The following is a 15,949-nucleotide window of genomic DNA, read 5'->3' as shown; positions in this document are numbered from 1 at the left end:
CGCCGGCCGGCTGATCGCCGCCGCCCCCCGACCTCCCCCCTGCGCTGGCGCCCCCGCGCTCCCCGGCTGAACCCCGGGTCAGAGCGGGCGGGGGCCGTAGAGGGCGGCGCGGGCGCCGGTCGCCATCGCCCAGTAGCGGTCGCCGTAGGACCAGTGCCACCACTCGGTGGGGTAGTTGACCAGGCCCGCCGACTCCAGCGCGGCGCCGAGCAGCTTGCGGTGGTGGCGGGCCTCGGCGGACAGGCCGGGGGCCTCGGTGTAGCACGCCCCGTCGCTCTGCTCCGGGGTGGCGTTGAGCGGCGTGCCCAGGTCGAGTTCGACGCCGTCCTCGGTGCACAGGGTCAGGTCCACCGCCGCGCCCGCGGTGTGCGGGGCGACCTCCACGGGTGAGACGTAGCGGCTCGCCGCGGACCGGATCCACCCAGGCGACATGTCTGGAAATTTCATCTCAAGGAATGCCGAGTAGTCCTCGAAGATCCGCCGCTGCGCCGCGATCGGCCGGTACCCCTCCACCACCAGCAGCCGGTGGCCCGCGGGCAGCTGCGCCTGCGCCTCCTCCAGCCGGAGCAGCAGCCCCCGCCGGAGGTGGGCGAAGGCCCCGTCCGGATCGGCGGGCCGCCCGTCGACCAGCAGCCGCCCCCGCACGTCGACCAGCGGCTCGCCGTTCTCCTCGACCGGGATCGAGGCGACGCGGGAGTCGGAGATCAGAACGATGTCGCGCATAGCCGCGATTCTCCCACCCGCCCCTTCTCGATCTTCGACCCGTGCGCCGCCGGGAGACCGTCCGGCCGCCCTTTCCCGATCTCTGACCCGTGCGCTACCGGGAGGCCGTCCGGCGGCCTCCCGGCCACCGGTCAGGTCGCGGCCGCGGTCCCGCCGACCAGGTCCTGCGCGGCCTGGGCGAAGGCGCGGACGCGGGCTGTGGCGCCGTCGGCCCGCCACAGCAGCCCCCAGCGCAGCGGCGGGGCGTCGCCGATGGGGACGTAGGCGACGTCGGGGCGGGCGTAGTAGCGCCTGGCCTGGGCGCCGACCGGGAAGACCCCGTGGCCGGCGCCGATGAGGGTGAGCATCTCGGTGAACGTCGAGGCCGACGGCCCGGGCTCGATCGGCCGCCCCCCGGGGGTGGTGCGCGGGGTGCGGTCCGCACGCAGGGAGCCGGGCAGGGTCTCCGGCAGCTGGAGCAGCTTCACCGCGGCCAGGTCTTCGAGGGAGACCGACGCGCGGCGGGCGAAAGGATGCCGGGAGGGCACGGCGAGCATGCGGGGCTCGGAGACCAGGACCGGTCCGGTGGCGATGTCCGGTTCGTCGACGGGGAAGGTGCCGAGCGCGAGTCGACGCGCCCGTCACGCAGCCAGGGCATGAGATCGGCCATCTGCGCCTCGCGGAGCAGGACGTCGCAGTCGGGGCGGCGCCGGCGGAGCAGTTCCGCGGCCCCGGCCAGGAGCTGCCCGCCCGCCGCGCCGACGAAGGCGACCCGGAGGGTTCCGGTCAGGCCGCGGCCGGTCTCGACCGCGCGCTCGAACGCGGCGGTGATCTGCTCCCAGGCCGGGCGGACCTCCTCGTGCAGCCGCCGTCCCACCGCGGTCAGCTCCACCCGGCGGCTGGTGCGGTTGAACAGCGGAACCCCGACGCGGCGTTCCAGCCTGGCGATGATCTGGCTGATCCGGGCGGTGGACACGTGCAGGCGGTCGGCGGTGCGGCCGAAGTGCAGTTCCTCGGCGAGAACCAGGAACGCCTCCACCTCGTGCCGCTCCAGCATGCCGCCCCTCCGGATCGTTAACCCAGGCTTCACGATCCTTGCACAGGGCCCCATTGATCGGCCGATCGCCCCGGAAGAGGGTGGGAACCGCTCGAACGCCCGGATCGGAGAAAAAATGATCGACAAACTGGACGACCTGCGCACCCGTGTCCGCGGACGGGTCCTGCTGCCCGGAGACGACGGTTTCGACCAGGCCCGGCGTCCCTGGAACCTGGCCGTCGAGCAGTCCGTCCCCGCCGTGGTCGAAGCCGCCGACGCCGACGACGTCGCGGCGCTGGTCCGCTTCGCCCGTGCGCGCGGCCTGACCGTCTCGGCCCAGCCCAACGGCCATGGCGCCACCGGAGACCTGGACGGCGCGATCCTGCTGCGCACCCGCCTGCTGGACGCCCTGGAGATCGACCCGGACGCCCGGCGCGCCGCGTCGGCGCGGGGCTGTCCTCGGGCCGCCTCCAGGCGGCCGCCGCGCCGTACGGACTGACCGGCCTGCCCGGGAGCTCGCCGGTCGTCAGCGTCACCGGCGTCGCCCTCGGTGGCGGGCTGAGCTGGTTCGGCCGCGCCCACGGCTGGGTCGCCGACAGCGTCACCGCGTTCGACATCGTGGACGCCGAAGGGCGGGCGCGGCGCGTCACCGCCGGCACCGATCCCGACCTGTTCTGGGCGATGCGGGGCGGTGGCGGCGACTTCGCGATCGTCACCGCCGCGGAGCTGTCCCTGCACCGCGCGCCGCACCTGTACGGCGGGCGGGTGCTGTGGCCGATCGAGCACGGCGCGGCCGTGATGGAGGCGTACCGGCAGATCACCGCCACCGCCCCCGACGAGCTGACCCTCTGGCTGGACCTGCTGCACTTCCCCGGCTCCGACCCGGTGATCGCGGTGGACGCCACCCACCTCGGCGCGGCCGCCGAGGCCCGCGACCTGCTGAGCCCGCTGGACCGCCTCCCCCGCCCGCTCGCCGACGGCAGGCGGACGATGACCGTCGCCGAACTCGGCGCCATCACCGCCGAACCCACCGACCCCAGCGCGGGCTCCTCCCGCGGCGAACTGCTCACCGTCCTGGACGACGCGACGGCCAAGACACTGCTGACCGACCCCGTCGCCCCGCTGATGAGCGTGCAGATACGCCAGCTGGGCGGCGCGTTCGCCCGCCCGTCCGACAGCCCGCACGGCCCGCTGACCGAACCGTACGCGCTCTACCTGTTCGGCGTGCCGTCCGATCCGGCGACGGCCGAGGCCGTCGCCGCCAGGCAGCGCGCGCTCGCCGGTGTCCTTCCGGTGAGCGGCCGCAAGCCCTTCACCTTCCTCGGCCCCGGCGAGACCGCCGCCGACGCCTTCACCCCGGCCGCGCTGAACCGCCTGCGCGATGTCAAGCGCCGGCACGACCCGCGCGGCACCTTCCGCGGCAACTTCCCCGTCCTCGGCTGAACAGCGGCTTCCCCGTAACGGCCGGAACGGGCCCGCGACTCGACCGCCCGCCGGACGCCCGGCCGACCGCCCGCCGATCACCCGGCGGGCGGTCGGCGGGCAGGCCACAGGCCGGGCTCAGACGGTGTCGGAGAACACCTCCTCGCGGGCCTGGTGGAGGGCGGAGACCAGGGCTCCGCGGAGCACCGGGTTGCCCTCGACCTCCGTCACCACGACGCTGGGCCGGGTCGGGCAGACCCGGCCCACGGCCTCCTCCACCCGCGAGGCCAGCGCCGGCCCGCCCGCCCTGCCGACGTCGCCGCCCAGCACGATCAGACCGGGATCCAGGACCACCGCCACCGCCGCCACGCCCACCGCGAGCCGGCCCGCCAGCTCGTCGAGGAAGCCCTCGGCCCCCTCGGCGACGGCCGTGCGGACGTGCTCGCCGACTGTGCTTCCGCCGTTTCCGCCGCTTCCGCCGCCGCCGAGGCCGTACGCGCCCGCCAGGCCGGTGATGGCGTCCCCGCCGACCAGGCGCTGGAAGGACCCCGACTGGGGCTCGCTCACGTCGGTCGGGAGCGGCTCGCCGGGGACCGGGAGCCAGCCGATCTCCCCGGCACCGCCGGTGAAGCCGCGGTGCAGCCGCCCGCCGAGCATGACGCCGAGTCCCTGCCCGACCCCGGCCCAGACCAGGACGAAGTCGTCCGCCCCGAAGGCCGCGCCGCACTCGCGCTCGGCGAGGGCGGCCAGGTTCACGTCGTTCTCGATCGACACCGGGACGCCCAGCCCCCGGCGGAGCTCGGTGAGCACGCCCCCGTGCCAGGCCGGCAGGTCGAGGGAGAAGCTCACGTCGCCGCTGCGGGGGTCGACGACGCCCTTGGTCCCGATCACGAAGGAGCGCAGCCGGGAGCGGGCGATGCCGGCGGCCGCGCAGGCCTTGCGGACGGCACCGCGCACCAGCCGCACCGGGTCCTGCTCCCCGCCGGGCTCCCCGGACGGGTCCGCGGGGATGTCCACGGCGACCTCGGCGACGAGTTCTCCGGTGATGTCGGCGATCCCCGCGCTGATCCGGTCGGGCAGCACGTCCAGGCCGGCCACGTAGGCGCACGAGGGCACCACCCCGTACAGTGCGGCGTTGGGACCGCGCCCCCCGGCCTGCTCGCCGACCACCGAGACCAGTTCCCGCTCCTGGAGTCTGGACAGGAGCTGGCCTGCGGTTACCTTGGACAGGCCGGTCCGCTCCCCCAGCTCGGCACGGGTGAGCGGGCCGCCGGACAGCAGGAGTTCGAGCGCTGCCCGGTCGTTGAGCTGGCGCAGCAACCGGGGTGTCCCCGGACGTCTGGGCACGGTCTGCCTCCCCCGTCACGATCCGCTAACGATCGTTTCTTTTAAGAAAGTTTCTTGTTAGTTTAGCCGCAGTCAGCCCGCAGGCAAGTGCAGGAGAACGCCTCGGGATGCCAGAGCGCCGACCGTATGGAGGGCGTCTTCGACCAGGTACGGCACGGCATGGGGACCGCGCCGCCACCCGAAGCGCGACCCCGACGCGAAGCCGGGAAGGGAGAACCCCCAAGTGAAGATCATGAAGATCGCCGTTACGACGGCCACCACCGCCGCCCTGGCCCTGGGCCTTGCCGCATGCGGCTCCAGCGAGCCCGCCGAGAGCACCGCGCCGAAGGCGGACTCCTCCGCCGCGGGCGGCCAGAAGTTCGCCGGCCAGAAGCTGACCGTGTGGCGTCTCGGAACGCCGGACGAGAAGCAGAACGCGCTCATGGCCGACCTGAACGCGAAGTTCAAGGAGACCACCGGCGCCGACGTCAACCTCCAGTGGGTGCCGTGGCCGGAGGCCCAGGCCAAGTGGACCGCCGCGCTCGCCGGCGGCGAGGGCCCGGACGTCACGGAGTTCGGCAACGACCAGGTGGCCGCCTGGGTCGCGCAGGACGCCCTGACCGACATCACCGACCTCGTCAAGAGCCACCCCGACTTCCAGCAGATCCCGCAGAACCTGTGGGGCTACGAGACGGTGGACGGCAAGATCTACGCCGCTCCGTGGGGCGGCGGCACCCGCGCCGTCCTCTACCGCAAGGACTGGTTCAAGGATCTCGGCATCGAGGTCCCCAAGAACTGGGACGACCTCGTCGCGGCCGGCAAGAAGATCGTCGAGGAGAAGGGCAAGGACGTCGACGGCTTCGCCTTCAACGGCGGCTCCGACGCCAACATGTCCCTCTCCCCGTTCGTCTGGTCCGCCGGCGGCGACTTCGCCGCCTTCGAGGGCGGCAAGTGGGTCGGCAAGCTGACCGAGCCCGGCTTCAAGGAGGGCTTCCAGTACTACACCGACCTCGTCGTCAAGCACGGCGTCTCGCGCAAGTCCGCCCTGACGCAGAACTCGGTGGACATCGCGACCCGCTTCGCCAACGGCAAGGTCGGCATGTACGTGACCGGCGGCTGGGACATCACCACCATCAAGGAGCAGAGCGGCGGCAAGGTCGGCGACGAGCAGATGGCCTTCTTCTCGCTCCCGGCCAAGGACGGCAGCGGCCCGGCGCCCGCCTTCCAGGGCGGTAACGACATCGCCATCTGGAAGGACGCCAAGAGCCCCGAGCTGGCCGCCGAGTACATCAAGCTCGCCGCGGGCGAGGAGTTCGGCACCCGCTACGCCAAGGACGGCGGCCTGCTGCCGCTGTACCCGAAGGCGCTGAGCGAGTACGCCGCCGACCCGGTCCAGGCCCCGTTCGCCGAGACCTTCAAGGTCGCCAAGGGCTTCCCGAACGACACCAACTGGGCCGAGGCCAACGACACCAAGGCGGTCCTGCAGAGCGCCGCCCGCGCGGTCATCGAAGGCAAGAAGGACGTCGACACCGCGCTGGCCGACGCCAACAAGGAACTCGAAGAGATCCTGAACCAGTAGACATGGCCGACACCTCAACCATCGCCCGGGGCGGGGGCTCCTCCCCCGCCCCGGCGCGGGGGCGCCGAGGCGGCCCGTCCCCGCGCAAGCCCAGCGGGATGCCCGCCTGGGCGGTCCCCTACGCGTTGCTCCTGCCCGGTCTGCTGGTCATCGCCGGCCTGCTGCTCTACCCGCTGTACCAGATGGTCGCCATGTCCTTCCAGAACGTGGGACTGCGGCAGATCCGGGGCGTGCCCGCCGAGTCGGTGGGGCTGGAGAACTACGAGAAGCTGATGGAGTCGGAGCTCTTCTGGACCTCCCTCCGCAACACCGTCGTCTTCGCCGTCGTCACGGTGGCGCTCACCCTGATCCTCGGCACCCTGGTCGGGATCCTGCTGCACAACCTCGGCAAGAAGATGTCGACCTTCCTCGTCGTCGGCATCATGGCCGCCTGGGCCACCCCGGCGATCGCCAGCGCGATCATCTGGCGCTGGATGTTCGACGCCGAGTCCGGCATCATCAACTGGCTCCTCAACGCCCTGCCCGACTGGTTCTCCAAGCTGCTGTTCGGCCGCTCCGACTGGACCGGCGAGCCCTGGCTCAACGACCCCTTCACCATCTACCTGGTGCTCATCCTCGTGGTGGTCTGGGCGGGCTTCCCGTTCATCGCGGTGTCGGTCCTCGCCGGGCTCAAGAGCATCTCCGCGGAGCTCTACGAGGCGGCCCGGGTGGACGGGGCCTCCGCGTGGCGCACCTTCTGGAAGATCACCGTCCCACTGCTGAAGCCGGTCTTCTCGGTGCTGATCGTGCTCTCCACGATCTGGAACTTCAAGGTCTTCACCCAGCTGTTCGTCCTGGCCGGCGGAACCTCCAACCGCGAGGCCTTCAACCTGTCGCTGTTCTCCTTCACCCAGGCGTTCAGCGCACCGCCCAAGATGGGCATGGGCGCGGCCATCGCGGTGGTGCTGACGGTGATCCTGCTCATCATCACCGCCGTCTACGTCCGCCAGATCGTGAAGACGGAGGACGTGCGATGACCGCCGTCGGAATGTCCCGGAAAGCCGCCCGGGGACATCAGCAGGCCAAGAGCCGCAAGCGGCTGCGCAGGTTCGGCCTCAACGCCGCGGCCGTCGCGGTGTTCCTGTTCGCGGTGTTCCCCGTCTACTGGATGGTGAGCACGGCGTTCAAGAGCCGCGAGCAGATCTTCACCACCGACTTCATCCCGTTCCCGACCGACCCGACCTTCGAGCACGTCGAGCGGGTCTTCACCCAGGGCGTCGCCGGGCACTCCATCTGGCAGTTCCTGATGAACAGCGCGATCGTGGCACTCGGCACGGTGCTCATCGGCGCGGTCTTCGCCCTGCTCGGCGCGACCGCGGTGGCCCGGTTCCGGTTCCGGGGCCGCACCTCCTTCCTGATCCTGCTGCTCATCGTGCAGATGGTCCCGGCCGAGGCGCTGCTCATCCCGCTCTTCCTGATGGTCCGCCGGGCCGGGCTCTACGACCAGCTCCTCGGCCTCATCGTGGTGAACGTCGCGCTGACGCTGCCGTTCGCCATCTGGATGCTGCGCACCTTCGTCGCGGCGGTGCCCAAGTCGCTGGAGGAGGCGGCCTGGATCGACGGCGCGAGCCGGTTCACCACCTTCTGGCGGGTGCTGTTCCCGCTGGTGGCCCCCGGTCTCGTCGCGACCAGCATCTTCTCGTTCATCACCGCCTGGAACGAGTTCGCGTTCGCGCTGATCCTGATCAGCGACCAGGGCAACTACACCATGCCCGTGGCGCTGCGGTTCTTCGTCAGCCAGCGGTCGGTGGACTGGGGCGCGATCATGGCCGCCTCCACCCTGATGACCATCCCGGTGATCGTCTTCTTCCTCCTGGTGCAGCGGCGCATGGTCTCCGGCCTCGTCGCGGGCGCCGTCAAGGGCTGACCCCCGGCGCCGGTACGGCTCGCGCCCACGAGGCGCGAGCCGTACCGCCCTTGCCCGCATCCGAATCCCTCCTCGTCTAAGGAGCTCTCCAGCGCCATGTCCGAGTTCATCGCGGGTCCCGGCGAGCAGGGGCTGTACCGCCTCGCGGCCGGCACGTTGCTCGTCGCCTTCCAGGGGACCACCGCTCCCGAGTGGGTCCTGCGGGAGCTGGACAACGGCCTCGGCGGCGTCACCCTCTTCGGCTTCAACGTCGCCGACCCCGACCGGCTCTCCTCGCTGACCGCACGCCTGCGCTCCGCCGGCGACCCGGTCATCTCGCTGGACGAGGAGGGCGGCGACGTCACCCGGCTCGCCTACCACGTGGGCAGTCCCTACCCCGGCAACGCCGCGCTCGGCGCCGTCGACGACATCGAGCTGACCCGGAACGTCTACCGCTCCATCGGCGACGACCTGGCCCGCTGCGGCGTCAACCTGGACATGGCGCCGGACGCCGACGTCAACACCGCCGACGACAACCCGGTGATCGGCACCCGCGCGTTCGGCTCAGACGCCGCACTCGTCGCCCGGCACACCGTCGCCGCCGTGCACGGCCTGCAGTCCGCGGGCGTGGCCGCCTGCGTCAAGCACTTCCCCGGCCACGGCGCCACCCGCCAGGACTCCCACCTGGAGGTCCCCGTCGTGGACGCCTCCCTGGAACTGCTGCGCGAGCGCGAGCTCGTGCCCTTCCGCGCCGCGATCGAGGCCGGGAGCAAGTCCATCATGACCGCGCACGTCCAGGTCCCGGCCCTCACCGGCGCCCTTCCCGCCACGCTCTCGCCCGCCGCCCTGACCGGGCTGCTCCGGGGCGAGCTGGGCTACGACGGTGTGGTGATCTCCGACGCCCTCGACATGAAGGCGATCACCGACGCCTACGGCCTGTCCGGCGGCGCGGTGCTCTCCCTGGCGGCCGGGACCGACCTGCTCTGCCTCGGCCCGCTGCCCACCGAGGCCGACGTCCGGAAGATCATCGAGGAGATCGTCGCCGCCGTCCACGACGGCCGGCTGCCCGTCTCCCGGCTGGAGGAGGCCGCCGAGCGGGTGGCCCGGCTGCGCTCCTGGTTCGGCGCACCGCGGCAGGTCGCCGACGGCGAGAACGCGATCGGCCTGACCGCGGCCCGGCGCGCGGTCAGCCTGACCGGCTCGGCCTCCCCCCTGGTCGACCCGCTGGTGGTCGAGGTGGACACCCCGCCGACCATCGCGGTCGGCGACGTGCCGTGGGGCTTCTCCCCCTGGCTCCCCCAGGCGGAGATCATCCGGGTCAAGCCGGAGGCCGCGGACGTGGCGGACATCCTGGGGCGGGCGGACGGACGGTCCCTGGTGGTCGTCGTCAAGGACGCCCACCGCTACCAGGTCAGCCAGGCGGTGGTCTCGGCGCTGCTGGCCGCCCGTCCGGACGCCGTCATGGTGGAGATGGGCCTGCCGATCTGGCGTCCCGCGGGCGTCACCTACCTGGCCACCTACGGGGCCGCCCGGGCCAACGCGCAGGCCGCCGCCGAACTGCTCGGGGTCTGACCGCCCCTGAGCCCGTCCTGTCCGGCCTGTGCGGTCCCGCCGCACACCCTTGCGGCCCGTATCCCGGCGGCTCCCCGGGCACGGGCCGCGCGTCCCCGCCCCGGGCTTTCCCGTCAGGAGGCGAAGATCTCCTCGCGGGCCTGCTCCAGAGCCTCCAGTACGGCTCCGCGCAGCACCGGGTTCCCTTCCACCTCGCTGGCCGCCACCTGGGGCCGGACCGGGCAGATCCGGGCCACGGCCTCCTCGATCCGCGTGGTGAGCGCGTCTCCTCCGGCCTGGCCGACCTCGCCCGCGAGCACCACCAGGCCGGGGTCGAGCACGACGCAGACCGACGCCACGCCCAGCGCCAGCCGCCCGGCGATGTCGTCCAGCAGGGCCGTCCCGCTCTCGCCCGCCCCGACCGCCGCCGCCACGCACTCGGCCGCGCTCCGCCCGGCGAAGCCGTACGAGGCGGCCAGCCCGACCACCGTCTCGGCGCTCACCAGCGACTGCAGGCCCCCCGCGAGCGACGGCGGCCGTCCGGGCACCGCCCGCACGTCGGCGGCCAGCGGCACGCCCGGCACCGGCAGGTAGCCGATCTCGCCCGCGCTGCCGGAACGGCCCCGGTGCAACCGCCCGTTGAGCACGACGCCCAGGCCGATGCCGCGGCCCACCCAGAGCAGCACGAAGTCGTCGACGCCGCGGGCGGCGCCCAGGGTCCGCTCGGCGACGGCCACGAGGTTCACGTCGTTCTCTATCTTCACCTCGCGGCGCAGGTCCCGGGCGAGCGCCTCGTGGATGCCCTCGTGCCAGTCCGGCAGGTCGAAGGAGAAGCGCACGTCACCGGTGCGCGGGTCGACGACGCCCGGGGTGCCGATCACCACCGCCCGCAGCCGGGAGAGCGCCACCTTCGCCGAACGGCACGCCTTGACCACCGCCTCGTGCACGAGCGCCACCGGGTCGTCGTGCCCCTCGAGGGCCACCGTCACCTCCCCGACGATCCGGCCCCGGATGTCGGCGACGGCGGTGGTGACGGACTCCGGCCCGACGTCCAGACCCGCGACGTAGGCGGAGGAGGGCACGATCCCGTAGAGCGTCGCGTTCGGCCCCCGCCCGCCGGCCTGCTCCCCGGCCGCCTCGACCAGCCCGCGCTCCTCCAGTCGGGCGAGCGTCTGCGACGCCGTCACCTTGGACAGCCCGGTGAGCTCTCCGATCTGCCCGCGCGTCAGCGGGCCGGAGGTGAGCAGCAGTTCCAGTGCGGCCCGGTCGTTGATCTCCCTCAGCAGCCTGGGCACGCCAGGACGTCGCTCCATACGCATGCTCTCTTTGTCGGCGTTTCCCGTCGCTGTTCCGGCCGGCGAGAAGGGGGATTCGATGGTCGGTGAGACTTCCCGAGAGTTTAGCGCGCGGGCCGGTGCCGGAGGGCGACAGGTGGGAGCGCTCCCTGCCGCCGGGAGCGCTCGTTCCGCAGGACCTCACGCATGAGTGGTCGTCCGCAGGCGGGATAATCGATCGCATGCGCCTTTCCGCTCGTGTCGACTATGCCCTGCGTGCCGCCGCCGAACTCGCCGCCGCCGGTGAGGGGCCAACCACCGTGGGCGAGCTCGCCGAGGAGCAGAAGATGCCCCCCAAGTACCTGGAGAACATCCTCCTCCAGATGCGCCGGGCCGGGCTCGTCCGAGGCCAGCGCGGCCCGGAAGGCGGCTACGTGCTGGCCCGCCCCGCCACCGAGATCACCCTCGCCGACGTGATCCGCGCGGTGGACGGCCCGCTGGCCCACGTGCGGGGCGAGCGCCCCGAGCACGTCGACTACCGCGGGCCCGCCGAGTCGCTGCAGCAGGTCTGGATCGCGCTGCGGGCCAGCGAGCGGGCCATCCTGGAGGAGGTCACGCTGGAGAACGTGGCCACGGGCGCCCTCCCCGAGCGGGTCCGCAAGCTCGCCGCCGACCCCGCCGCCTGGGACTGACCCGCCCTCGCGCGATTACGCTGGGCTCATGCCCGAGGGTGACGTCGTCCACCGGACCGCGGGGCGGCTCGGCCGGGCCCTCGACGGCCGGGTCCTGACCCGTTCCGACTTCCGCGTGCCCCGGTACGCCACGGCCGATCTCACCGGCAGGACCGTGCTGGAGACCACCGCCCGGGGCAAGCACCTGCTCACCCGCGTCGAGGGCGGCCTGACCGTCCACACCCACCTGCGGATGGACGGCGAGTGGCTCGTCTCCCCCGCCGGCCACCGGACGCCCCCGGGCGACCGGGTCCGCCTGCTGCTCGCCAACGCCGACTGGCAGGCCGCGGGCGTACGGCTCGGCACGGTGGACCTGCTGAGGAGCGAGGCCGAGCACCGGGTGGTCGGGCACCTCGGCCCGGATCCGCTCGGCTCCGGCTGGGATCCCCGGGAGGCGGCGCGGCGGCTGGCGGAGCGCCCTGACCGGAGCATCGGCGAGGCCCTCCTCGACCAGCGGAACCTGGCCGGGATCGGCACCATCTACCGGGCGGAGACGCTGTTCCTGGCCGGGGTCTCACCGTGGCGGCCGGTGGGCGCGCTCGGCGACGTGCCGGGGCTCGTGGAGGTCGCGCAGCGGCTGATGGACGCGAACAGGGACCGGACGGACCGGGTGACCACCGGAGATCTCCGTCCGGGGCGGGGCATGTGGGTCTACGGCAGGGCGGGCCGGGCGTGCCTGCGCTGCGGGAACCGGGTCAGCCGGGGAGAGATGGGGGCACAGCCGCAGGAACGGCTGATCTACTGGTGCCGGCACTGCCAGCCGGACTGAACCGGCGGGCGGACCGCGCCTAGGCGGCGACCATGTCCTTCACGTCTGGAGTGTGCTCGATGGGCGGGACGACCGCCCGGAAGCCTTCGAACGCGTCCTCCGGCAGAGAGGCCGGCACGGTCTCGGGGATCGGCAGGCGCTCCCGCTCGGGAACGTCGGCGAGCACCGGGGCGTGCTGGAGCTCGGCCAGCGCGAACTGGTCGGAGACCTCGCGCAGCACCTGGGAGAGCGGCACGCCGAGGGCCCCGCAGATCGACGCGAGCAGTTCGGAAGACGCCTCCTTCTGACCGCGCTCCACCTCGGACAGATAGCCGAGGGAGACCCGAGCCAATGTGGAGACCTCACGCAAGGTGCGACCCTGCCGCACCCGCAGCCGCCGCAGCACGTCACCGAGCAGCTGACGCAGCAGGACCATCTGTCGCTCCCTCCCCGGCGCGGACGTCTTCACGACGCTCCGCGCGATCGGTTCGTGCCGCTCGTTCTTCGAACGCGACCCTTCGTACATTCGCCTCGCCGTCATCATCGCTTGACGCTGCCCTCAGTCACAGCTCCACCGTACCCGTATCAGCCGACATCGCGGCAGAGCACCGTGAGCATGTTCGCTGGGGACGTAACGCGGTAATCACCCGGAATGTTCCTCCGGGCTCGGCTCCAGCGCCCCCCTGAGCAGGTCCACGGCCTCGTTCACGGTGCATCGCCGGATCTCCTCACGCGTCCCGTTCAGGTGCAGGTCCCGATGCCATACCCGTCCAGCGGGGCCGCTAACAGCCAGGTGGACGGTGCCGACCGGTTTTCCGTCCTGCGGGTCGGGACCGGCCACGCCGGTGGCGGCCAGGCCGTACGCCGCGCCGGTGAGCTCGCGCACCCCGGCGGCCATCGCGGCCGCGACCTCGGGATGCACGGCCCCCTGGCGTTCCAGCAGGTCGGAGGGGACGCCCAGCAGGCGCCGCTTGAGCTCGGTGGCATACGACAGGACCCCGCCGACGAAGGCGGCGGAGGCCCCGGGCGGGGCCGTCAGGGCGGCGCCGATCAGACCCGCCGTCAGGGACTCGGCCACCGCGACCGTCTCCCCCCGGCGGGCGAGCAGCGCGATCACCCGGGCCGCGGGCGCCGGATCCGGCGTCCCGGAGGGCCCGCCGGAAGTCTCGGGGGACGCTCCACCAGCCCCGGGGGCGTCACCGCGGAGGACGTCCCGGAAGGCGTCGCCGGGGCCGTCACGAGGAGGCCCGCGCCCGTTTGGCCACCTGCCGGAGCTTGACCGCCCTGATCACGTAGTCCAGGCCGGTCCCGACGGTCACCACGACCGCCGCGCCCATGACCGCCCAGCGGACCGCCTCCGGCACGCCCGGCACGATGTAGCAGGTGATGGCGAGCATCTGCAGAGCGGTCTTCACCTTGCCGCCGTAGCTGGCGGGGATGACGCCGTGCCGCAGGACCGCGAAGCGCAGCAGGGTGACCCCGGCCTCCCTGCCCAGGATCACCGCGGTGACCCACCAGGGCAGCTCGCCCAGGATCGACAGGCTGATCAGCGCGGCCCCGGTCAGCGCCTTGTCGGCGATGGGGTCGGCGATCTTCCCGAAGTCGGTGACCAGCCCGTAGCGGCGGGCCAGCTCGCCGTCGAGCAGGTCGGTGAGCGAGGCCACCAGGAACACCGCCAGCGCGGTGATCCTCCAGCCGGTCCCGTTCAGGAAGAGGCAGACCACGAAGAAGGGCACCATCGCCAGTCGTAGCACCGTCACGACGTTGGCGATGTTCCACAGGCTCACCTTCCTGGGGCCCGCGGGTGCCGGCGTCGCTTCGGTACCGGTCTCTGGCGTGTTGGTCATACGCTCTCCCGGCCCGGCGGCGCGTTCACGGGGCGGCCTTGATGCGGGCGATCAGGTCGACCCCCTCGGAGTCGACCACGACGGCCCGGACGATCTGCCCCGGGACCAGGCCGATGCCCTGGACCGTGACGCAGCCGTCGACCTCGGGGCCCTGGTGCGCGGCCCGGCCCTCGTAGCCGCCGTCGCCGAGGTCCTCCTCGATGAGGACGTCCACCTCGGTGCCGATCCGCTCCTCGGCCCGCTGGGCCATGAGCTCCTCGGCCAGCTCGGTGAGGGCCGCCACGCGGGCGTCGACGGTCTCCTGGTCCAGTTTCCCGGGCAGGTCCGCCGCCTCGGTGCCCTCCTCGTCGGAGTAGCCGAAGACGCCGATCACGTCGAGCCTGGCCTCCTGCAGGAAGTCGACCAGCTCGCCGAACTCCTCCTCGGTCTCGCCGGGGAAGCCCACGATGAAGTTGGAGCGCACGCCCGCCTCGGGCGCGGCGGCCCGGACGGACTCCAGCAGGTCCAGGAAGCGCCGGGGGTCGCCGAAGCGCCGCATCCGGCGCAGCACGGGACCGGACGCGTGCTGGAAGGACAGGTCGAAGTACGGCGCGACGCCGTCGGTCCCGGCGATCGCCTCCAGCAGGCCGGGGCGGAGCTCGGCGGGCTGCAGGTAGCTGACCCGGACCCGCTCGATCCCCTCGACCTCGGCGATCCGCGGCAGCAGCTTCTCCAGCGCCCGCAGGTCTCCGAGGTCCTTGCCGTAGGAGGTGGAGTTCTCGCTGACCAGCACGAGCTCCTTGACCCCCTGCTCGGCCAGCCAGGCGGCCTCGCCGAGGAGCTCCTCGGGAGCGCGCGAGACGTAGGAGCCGCGGAAGGCCGGGATGGCGCAGAACGTGCAGCGCCGGTCGCAGCCGGAGGCGAGCTTCAGCGAGGCCACCGGCCCGTCGCCCAGGCGCCTGCGCAGCGGCCGGGGACCGCTGGCCGGGGCCAGGCCGTCGGGCAGCTCGCCGTGGCCCGGGATGCCGGTCTTGGGGGCGGCGGCGCGCTCGACCGGCGAGATGGGCAGCAGCGTCCTGCGGTCGCGCGGGCTGTGCGGGACGAGCGGCCGGCCCGCCAGCACGTCGTCCAGGCGCGTGCCGATCTCGGTGTAGTCGTCGAAGGAGATGACGGCGGCCGCTTCGGGCAGGGCGTCGGCGAGCTGGTCGCCGTACCGCTCGGCCATGCAGCCCGCAGCGACCACCTTGGCCCCGGAGTCGGCCGCGGCGAGCAGCGTGTCGATGGAGTCCTTTTTCGCTGAGTCGATGAAGCCACAGGTGTTGACGACGATGACATCGGGGTCGTCGTCGCCCAGCTGCCAGCCGGCAGCCTCAAGCCGCGCGGCGAGCTCCTCGGAGTCGACCTCGTTGCGCGCGCAGCCCAGTGTGATCAGCGATGCGGTTCGGCGGGATGACATGGTGAACACTACGGTATCGGGAGTTGGCCACTACCCGATGCACCTCCCCCATTCCCGGACTCCGGTGATCTACCGCGGGTTGGCCTCGGGAACGCCGTAGGAGCGCTTGACGCTCTGCCCGGAACGGCCCGGAGCCCCCAGGTCCTCGCCGTTCACCTGCAGCAGGACCGCTCCCGCGTCGTCGAAGACGACCTTCATCCCACCCTTCGCCTTCCACTGCGCGCTCTTGCCGGCCTTGAGCGTGCCGGAGAAAAGCCGCCGCCCCTTCGCGTCCCTGACGCTGAGCCGCGAGGAGCGCTCCGCCTTGACCTTGAGCACGACCTCCTCCCCGCGCCGGACCGAGGCCGCCCCGCGCGCCGGGTCGACGGCCGCGGAGGACGCCGAAGGCGCCGATCACCGAATCGGTCTCAGGC

Annotated in this window: 15 protein-coding genes and 2 pseudogenes; 8 read left to right on the top strand and 9 right to left on the bottom strand. The window is 72.8% G+C overall.

The features are described from left to right. Nucleotides 1–78: 78 nt before the first annotated feature. Together ACWJ6R_RS14335 and ACWJ6R_RS14330 are read right to left on the bottom strand one after the other, a co-directional pair. Complete coding sequence (locus ACWJ6R_RS14335; RefSeq protein WP_449062689.1) at nt 79–723, bottom strand: M15 family metallopeptidase; 645 nt, start codon at nt 721–723, stop codon at nt 79–81. 131 nt (nt 724–854) lie between these two features. Next, a pseudogene (locus tag ACWJ6R_RS14330) lies at nt 855–1,759 on the bottom strand (LysR family transcriptional regulator). Here ACWJ6R_RS14330 and ACWJ6R_RS14325 point away from each other — a divergent pair. Then, nucleotides 1,650–2,326: pseudogene (locus ACWJ6R_RS14325) on the top strand (FAD-binding protein); the annotation flags it as partial. The pseudogenes ACWJ6R_RS14330 and ACWJ6R_RS14325 overlap by 110 nt on opposite strands. 30 nt (nt 2,327–2,356) lie before the next feature. Further along, nucleotides 2,357–3,181 (top strand): hypothetical protein, encoded by an 825-nt coding sequence (locus ACWJ6R_RS14320; protein WP_449062691.1) that lies wholly within the window; start codon nt 2,357–2,359, stop codon nt 3,179–3,181. A 117-nt stretch (nt 3,182–3,298) separates the two neighbouring features. Here ACWJ6R_RS14320 and ACWJ6R_RS14315 read toward each other — a convergent pair whose 3' ends face one another. Further along, nucleotides 3,299–4,507 (bottom strand): ROK family transcriptional regulator, encoded by a 1,209-nt coding sequence (locus ACWJ6R_RS14315; protein ID WP_449062688.1) that lies wholly within the window; start codon nt 4,505–4,507, stop codon nt 3,299–3,301. A 232-nt stretch (nt 4,508–4,739) separates the two neighbouring features. On the opposite strand from ACWJ6R_RS14315, the gene ACWJ6R_RS14310 reads away from it, so the two are divergent. From ACWJ6R_RS14310 to ACWJ6R_RS14295, 4 genes are all read left to right on the top strand, one after another. Continuing rightward, nucleotides 4,740–6,065: an extracellular solute-binding protein gene (locus ACWJ6R_RS14310; protein ID WP_449062690.1), complete on the top strand. Its 1,326-nt coding sequence runs from the start codon at nt 4,740–4,742 to the stop codon at nt 6,063–6,065. A gap of 2 nt (nt 6,066–6,067) precedes the next feature. Further along, nucleotides 6,068–7,081 (top strand): carbohydrate ABC transporter permease, encoded by a 1,014-nt coding sequence (locus ACWJ6R_RS14305; protein ID WP_449062687.1) that lies wholly within the window; start codon nt 6,068–6,070, stop codon nt 7,079–7,081. Beyond that, the gene (locus tag ACWJ6R_RS14300) at nt 7,078–7,971 is read left to right on the top strand and encodes a carbohydrate ABC transporter permease (RefSeq protein WP_449062686.1); all 894 of its coding nucleotides are present in this window, start codon (nt 7,078–7,080) and stop codon (nt 7,969–7,971) included. The genes ACWJ6R_RS14305 and ACWJ6R_RS14300 overlap by 4 nt, the downstream gene beginning before the upstream one ends. Nucleotides 7,972–8,067: 96 nt before the next feature. Beyond that, nucleotides 8,068–9,522: a glycoside hydrolase family 3 protein gene (locus tag ACWJ6R_RS14295; protein ID WP_449062685.1), complete on the top strand. Its 1,455-nt coding sequence runs from the start codon at nt 8,068–8,070 to the stop codon at nt 9,520–9,522. Nucleotides 9,523–9,635: 113 nt separating this feature from the next. Here the strand turns inward: ACWJ6R_RS14295 and ACWJ6R_RS14290 are convergent, their stop codons facing one another. Then, a complete protein-coding gene (locus tag ACWJ6R_RS14290) occupies nt 9,636–10,814 on the bottom strand; it encodes an ROK family protein (protein ID WP_449062684.1) in 1,179 nt (392 codons plus the stop codon). A 203-nt stretch (nt 10,815–11,017) separates the two neighbouring features. Here ACWJ6R_RS14290 and ACWJ6R_RS14285 point away from each other — a divergent pair, with 203 nt between their 5' ends. Then, nucleotides 11,018–11,467 (top strand): RrF2 family transcriptional regulator, encoded by a 450-nt coding sequence (locus ACWJ6R_RS14285; protein ID WP_449062683.1) that lies wholly within the window; start codon nt 11,018–11,020, stop codon nt 11,465–11,467. A 28-nt stretch (nt 11,468–11,495) separates the two neighbouring features. Then, nucleotides 11,496–12,275 (top strand): Fpg/Nei family DNA glycosylase, encoded by a 780-nt coding sequence (locus ACWJ6R_RS14280; protein ID WP_449062682.1) that lies wholly within the window; start codon nt 11,496–11,498, stop codon nt 12,273–12,275. 19 nt (nt 12,276–12,294) lie between these two features. Here ACWJ6R_RS14280 and ACWJ6R_RS14275 read toward each other — a convergent pair whose 3' ends face one another. From ACWJ6R_RS14275 to ACWJ6R_RS14255, 5 genes are all read right to left on the bottom strand, one after another. Then, nucleotides 12,295–12,690, bottom strand: a complete 396-nt coding sequence (locus ACWJ6R_RS14275; protein WP_068897105.1) for a helix-turn-helix domain-containing protein — start codon at nt 12,688–12,690, stop codon at nt 12,295–12,297. A gap of 207 nt (nt 12,691–12,897) precedes the next feature. After that, nucleotides 12,898–13,371: a CinA family protein gene (locus ACWJ6R_RS14270; protein ID WP_449062681.1), complete on the bottom strand. Its 474-nt coding sequence runs from the start codon at nt 13,369–13,371 to the stop codon at nt 12,898–12,900. A gap of 118 nt (nt 13,372–13,489) precedes the next feature. Beyond that, complete coding sequence (gene pgsA, locus ACWJ6R_RS14265) at nt 13,490–14,101, bottom strand: CDP-diacylglycerol--glycerol-3-phosphate 3-phosphatidyltransferase (protein ID WP_449062680.1); 612 nt, start codon at nt 14,099–14,101, stop codon at nt 13,490–13,492. Between the two features lie 25 nt (nt 14,102–14,126). After that, complete coding sequence (gene rimO, locus ACWJ6R_RS14260) at nt 14,127–15,536, bottom strand: 30S ribosomal protein S12 methylthiotransferase RimO (RefSeq protein ID WP_449062679.1); 1,410 nt, start codon at nt 15,534–15,536, stop codon at nt 14,127–14,129. A gap of 69 nt (nt 15,537–15,605) precedes the next feature. Next, a complete protein-coding gene (locus ACWJ6R_RS14255; protein WP_449062678.1) occupies nt 15,606–15,854 on the bottom strand; it encodes a DUF4115 domain-containing protein in 249 nt (82 codons plus the stop codon). Nucleotides 15,855–15,949 lie beyond the last annotated feature (95 nt).

This window comes from Planomonospora algeriensis, from assembly GCF_977012225.1.
Note: the sequence above shows the minus strand (reverse complement) of the source record. Positions and strands in the feature narration are given on the sequence as shown.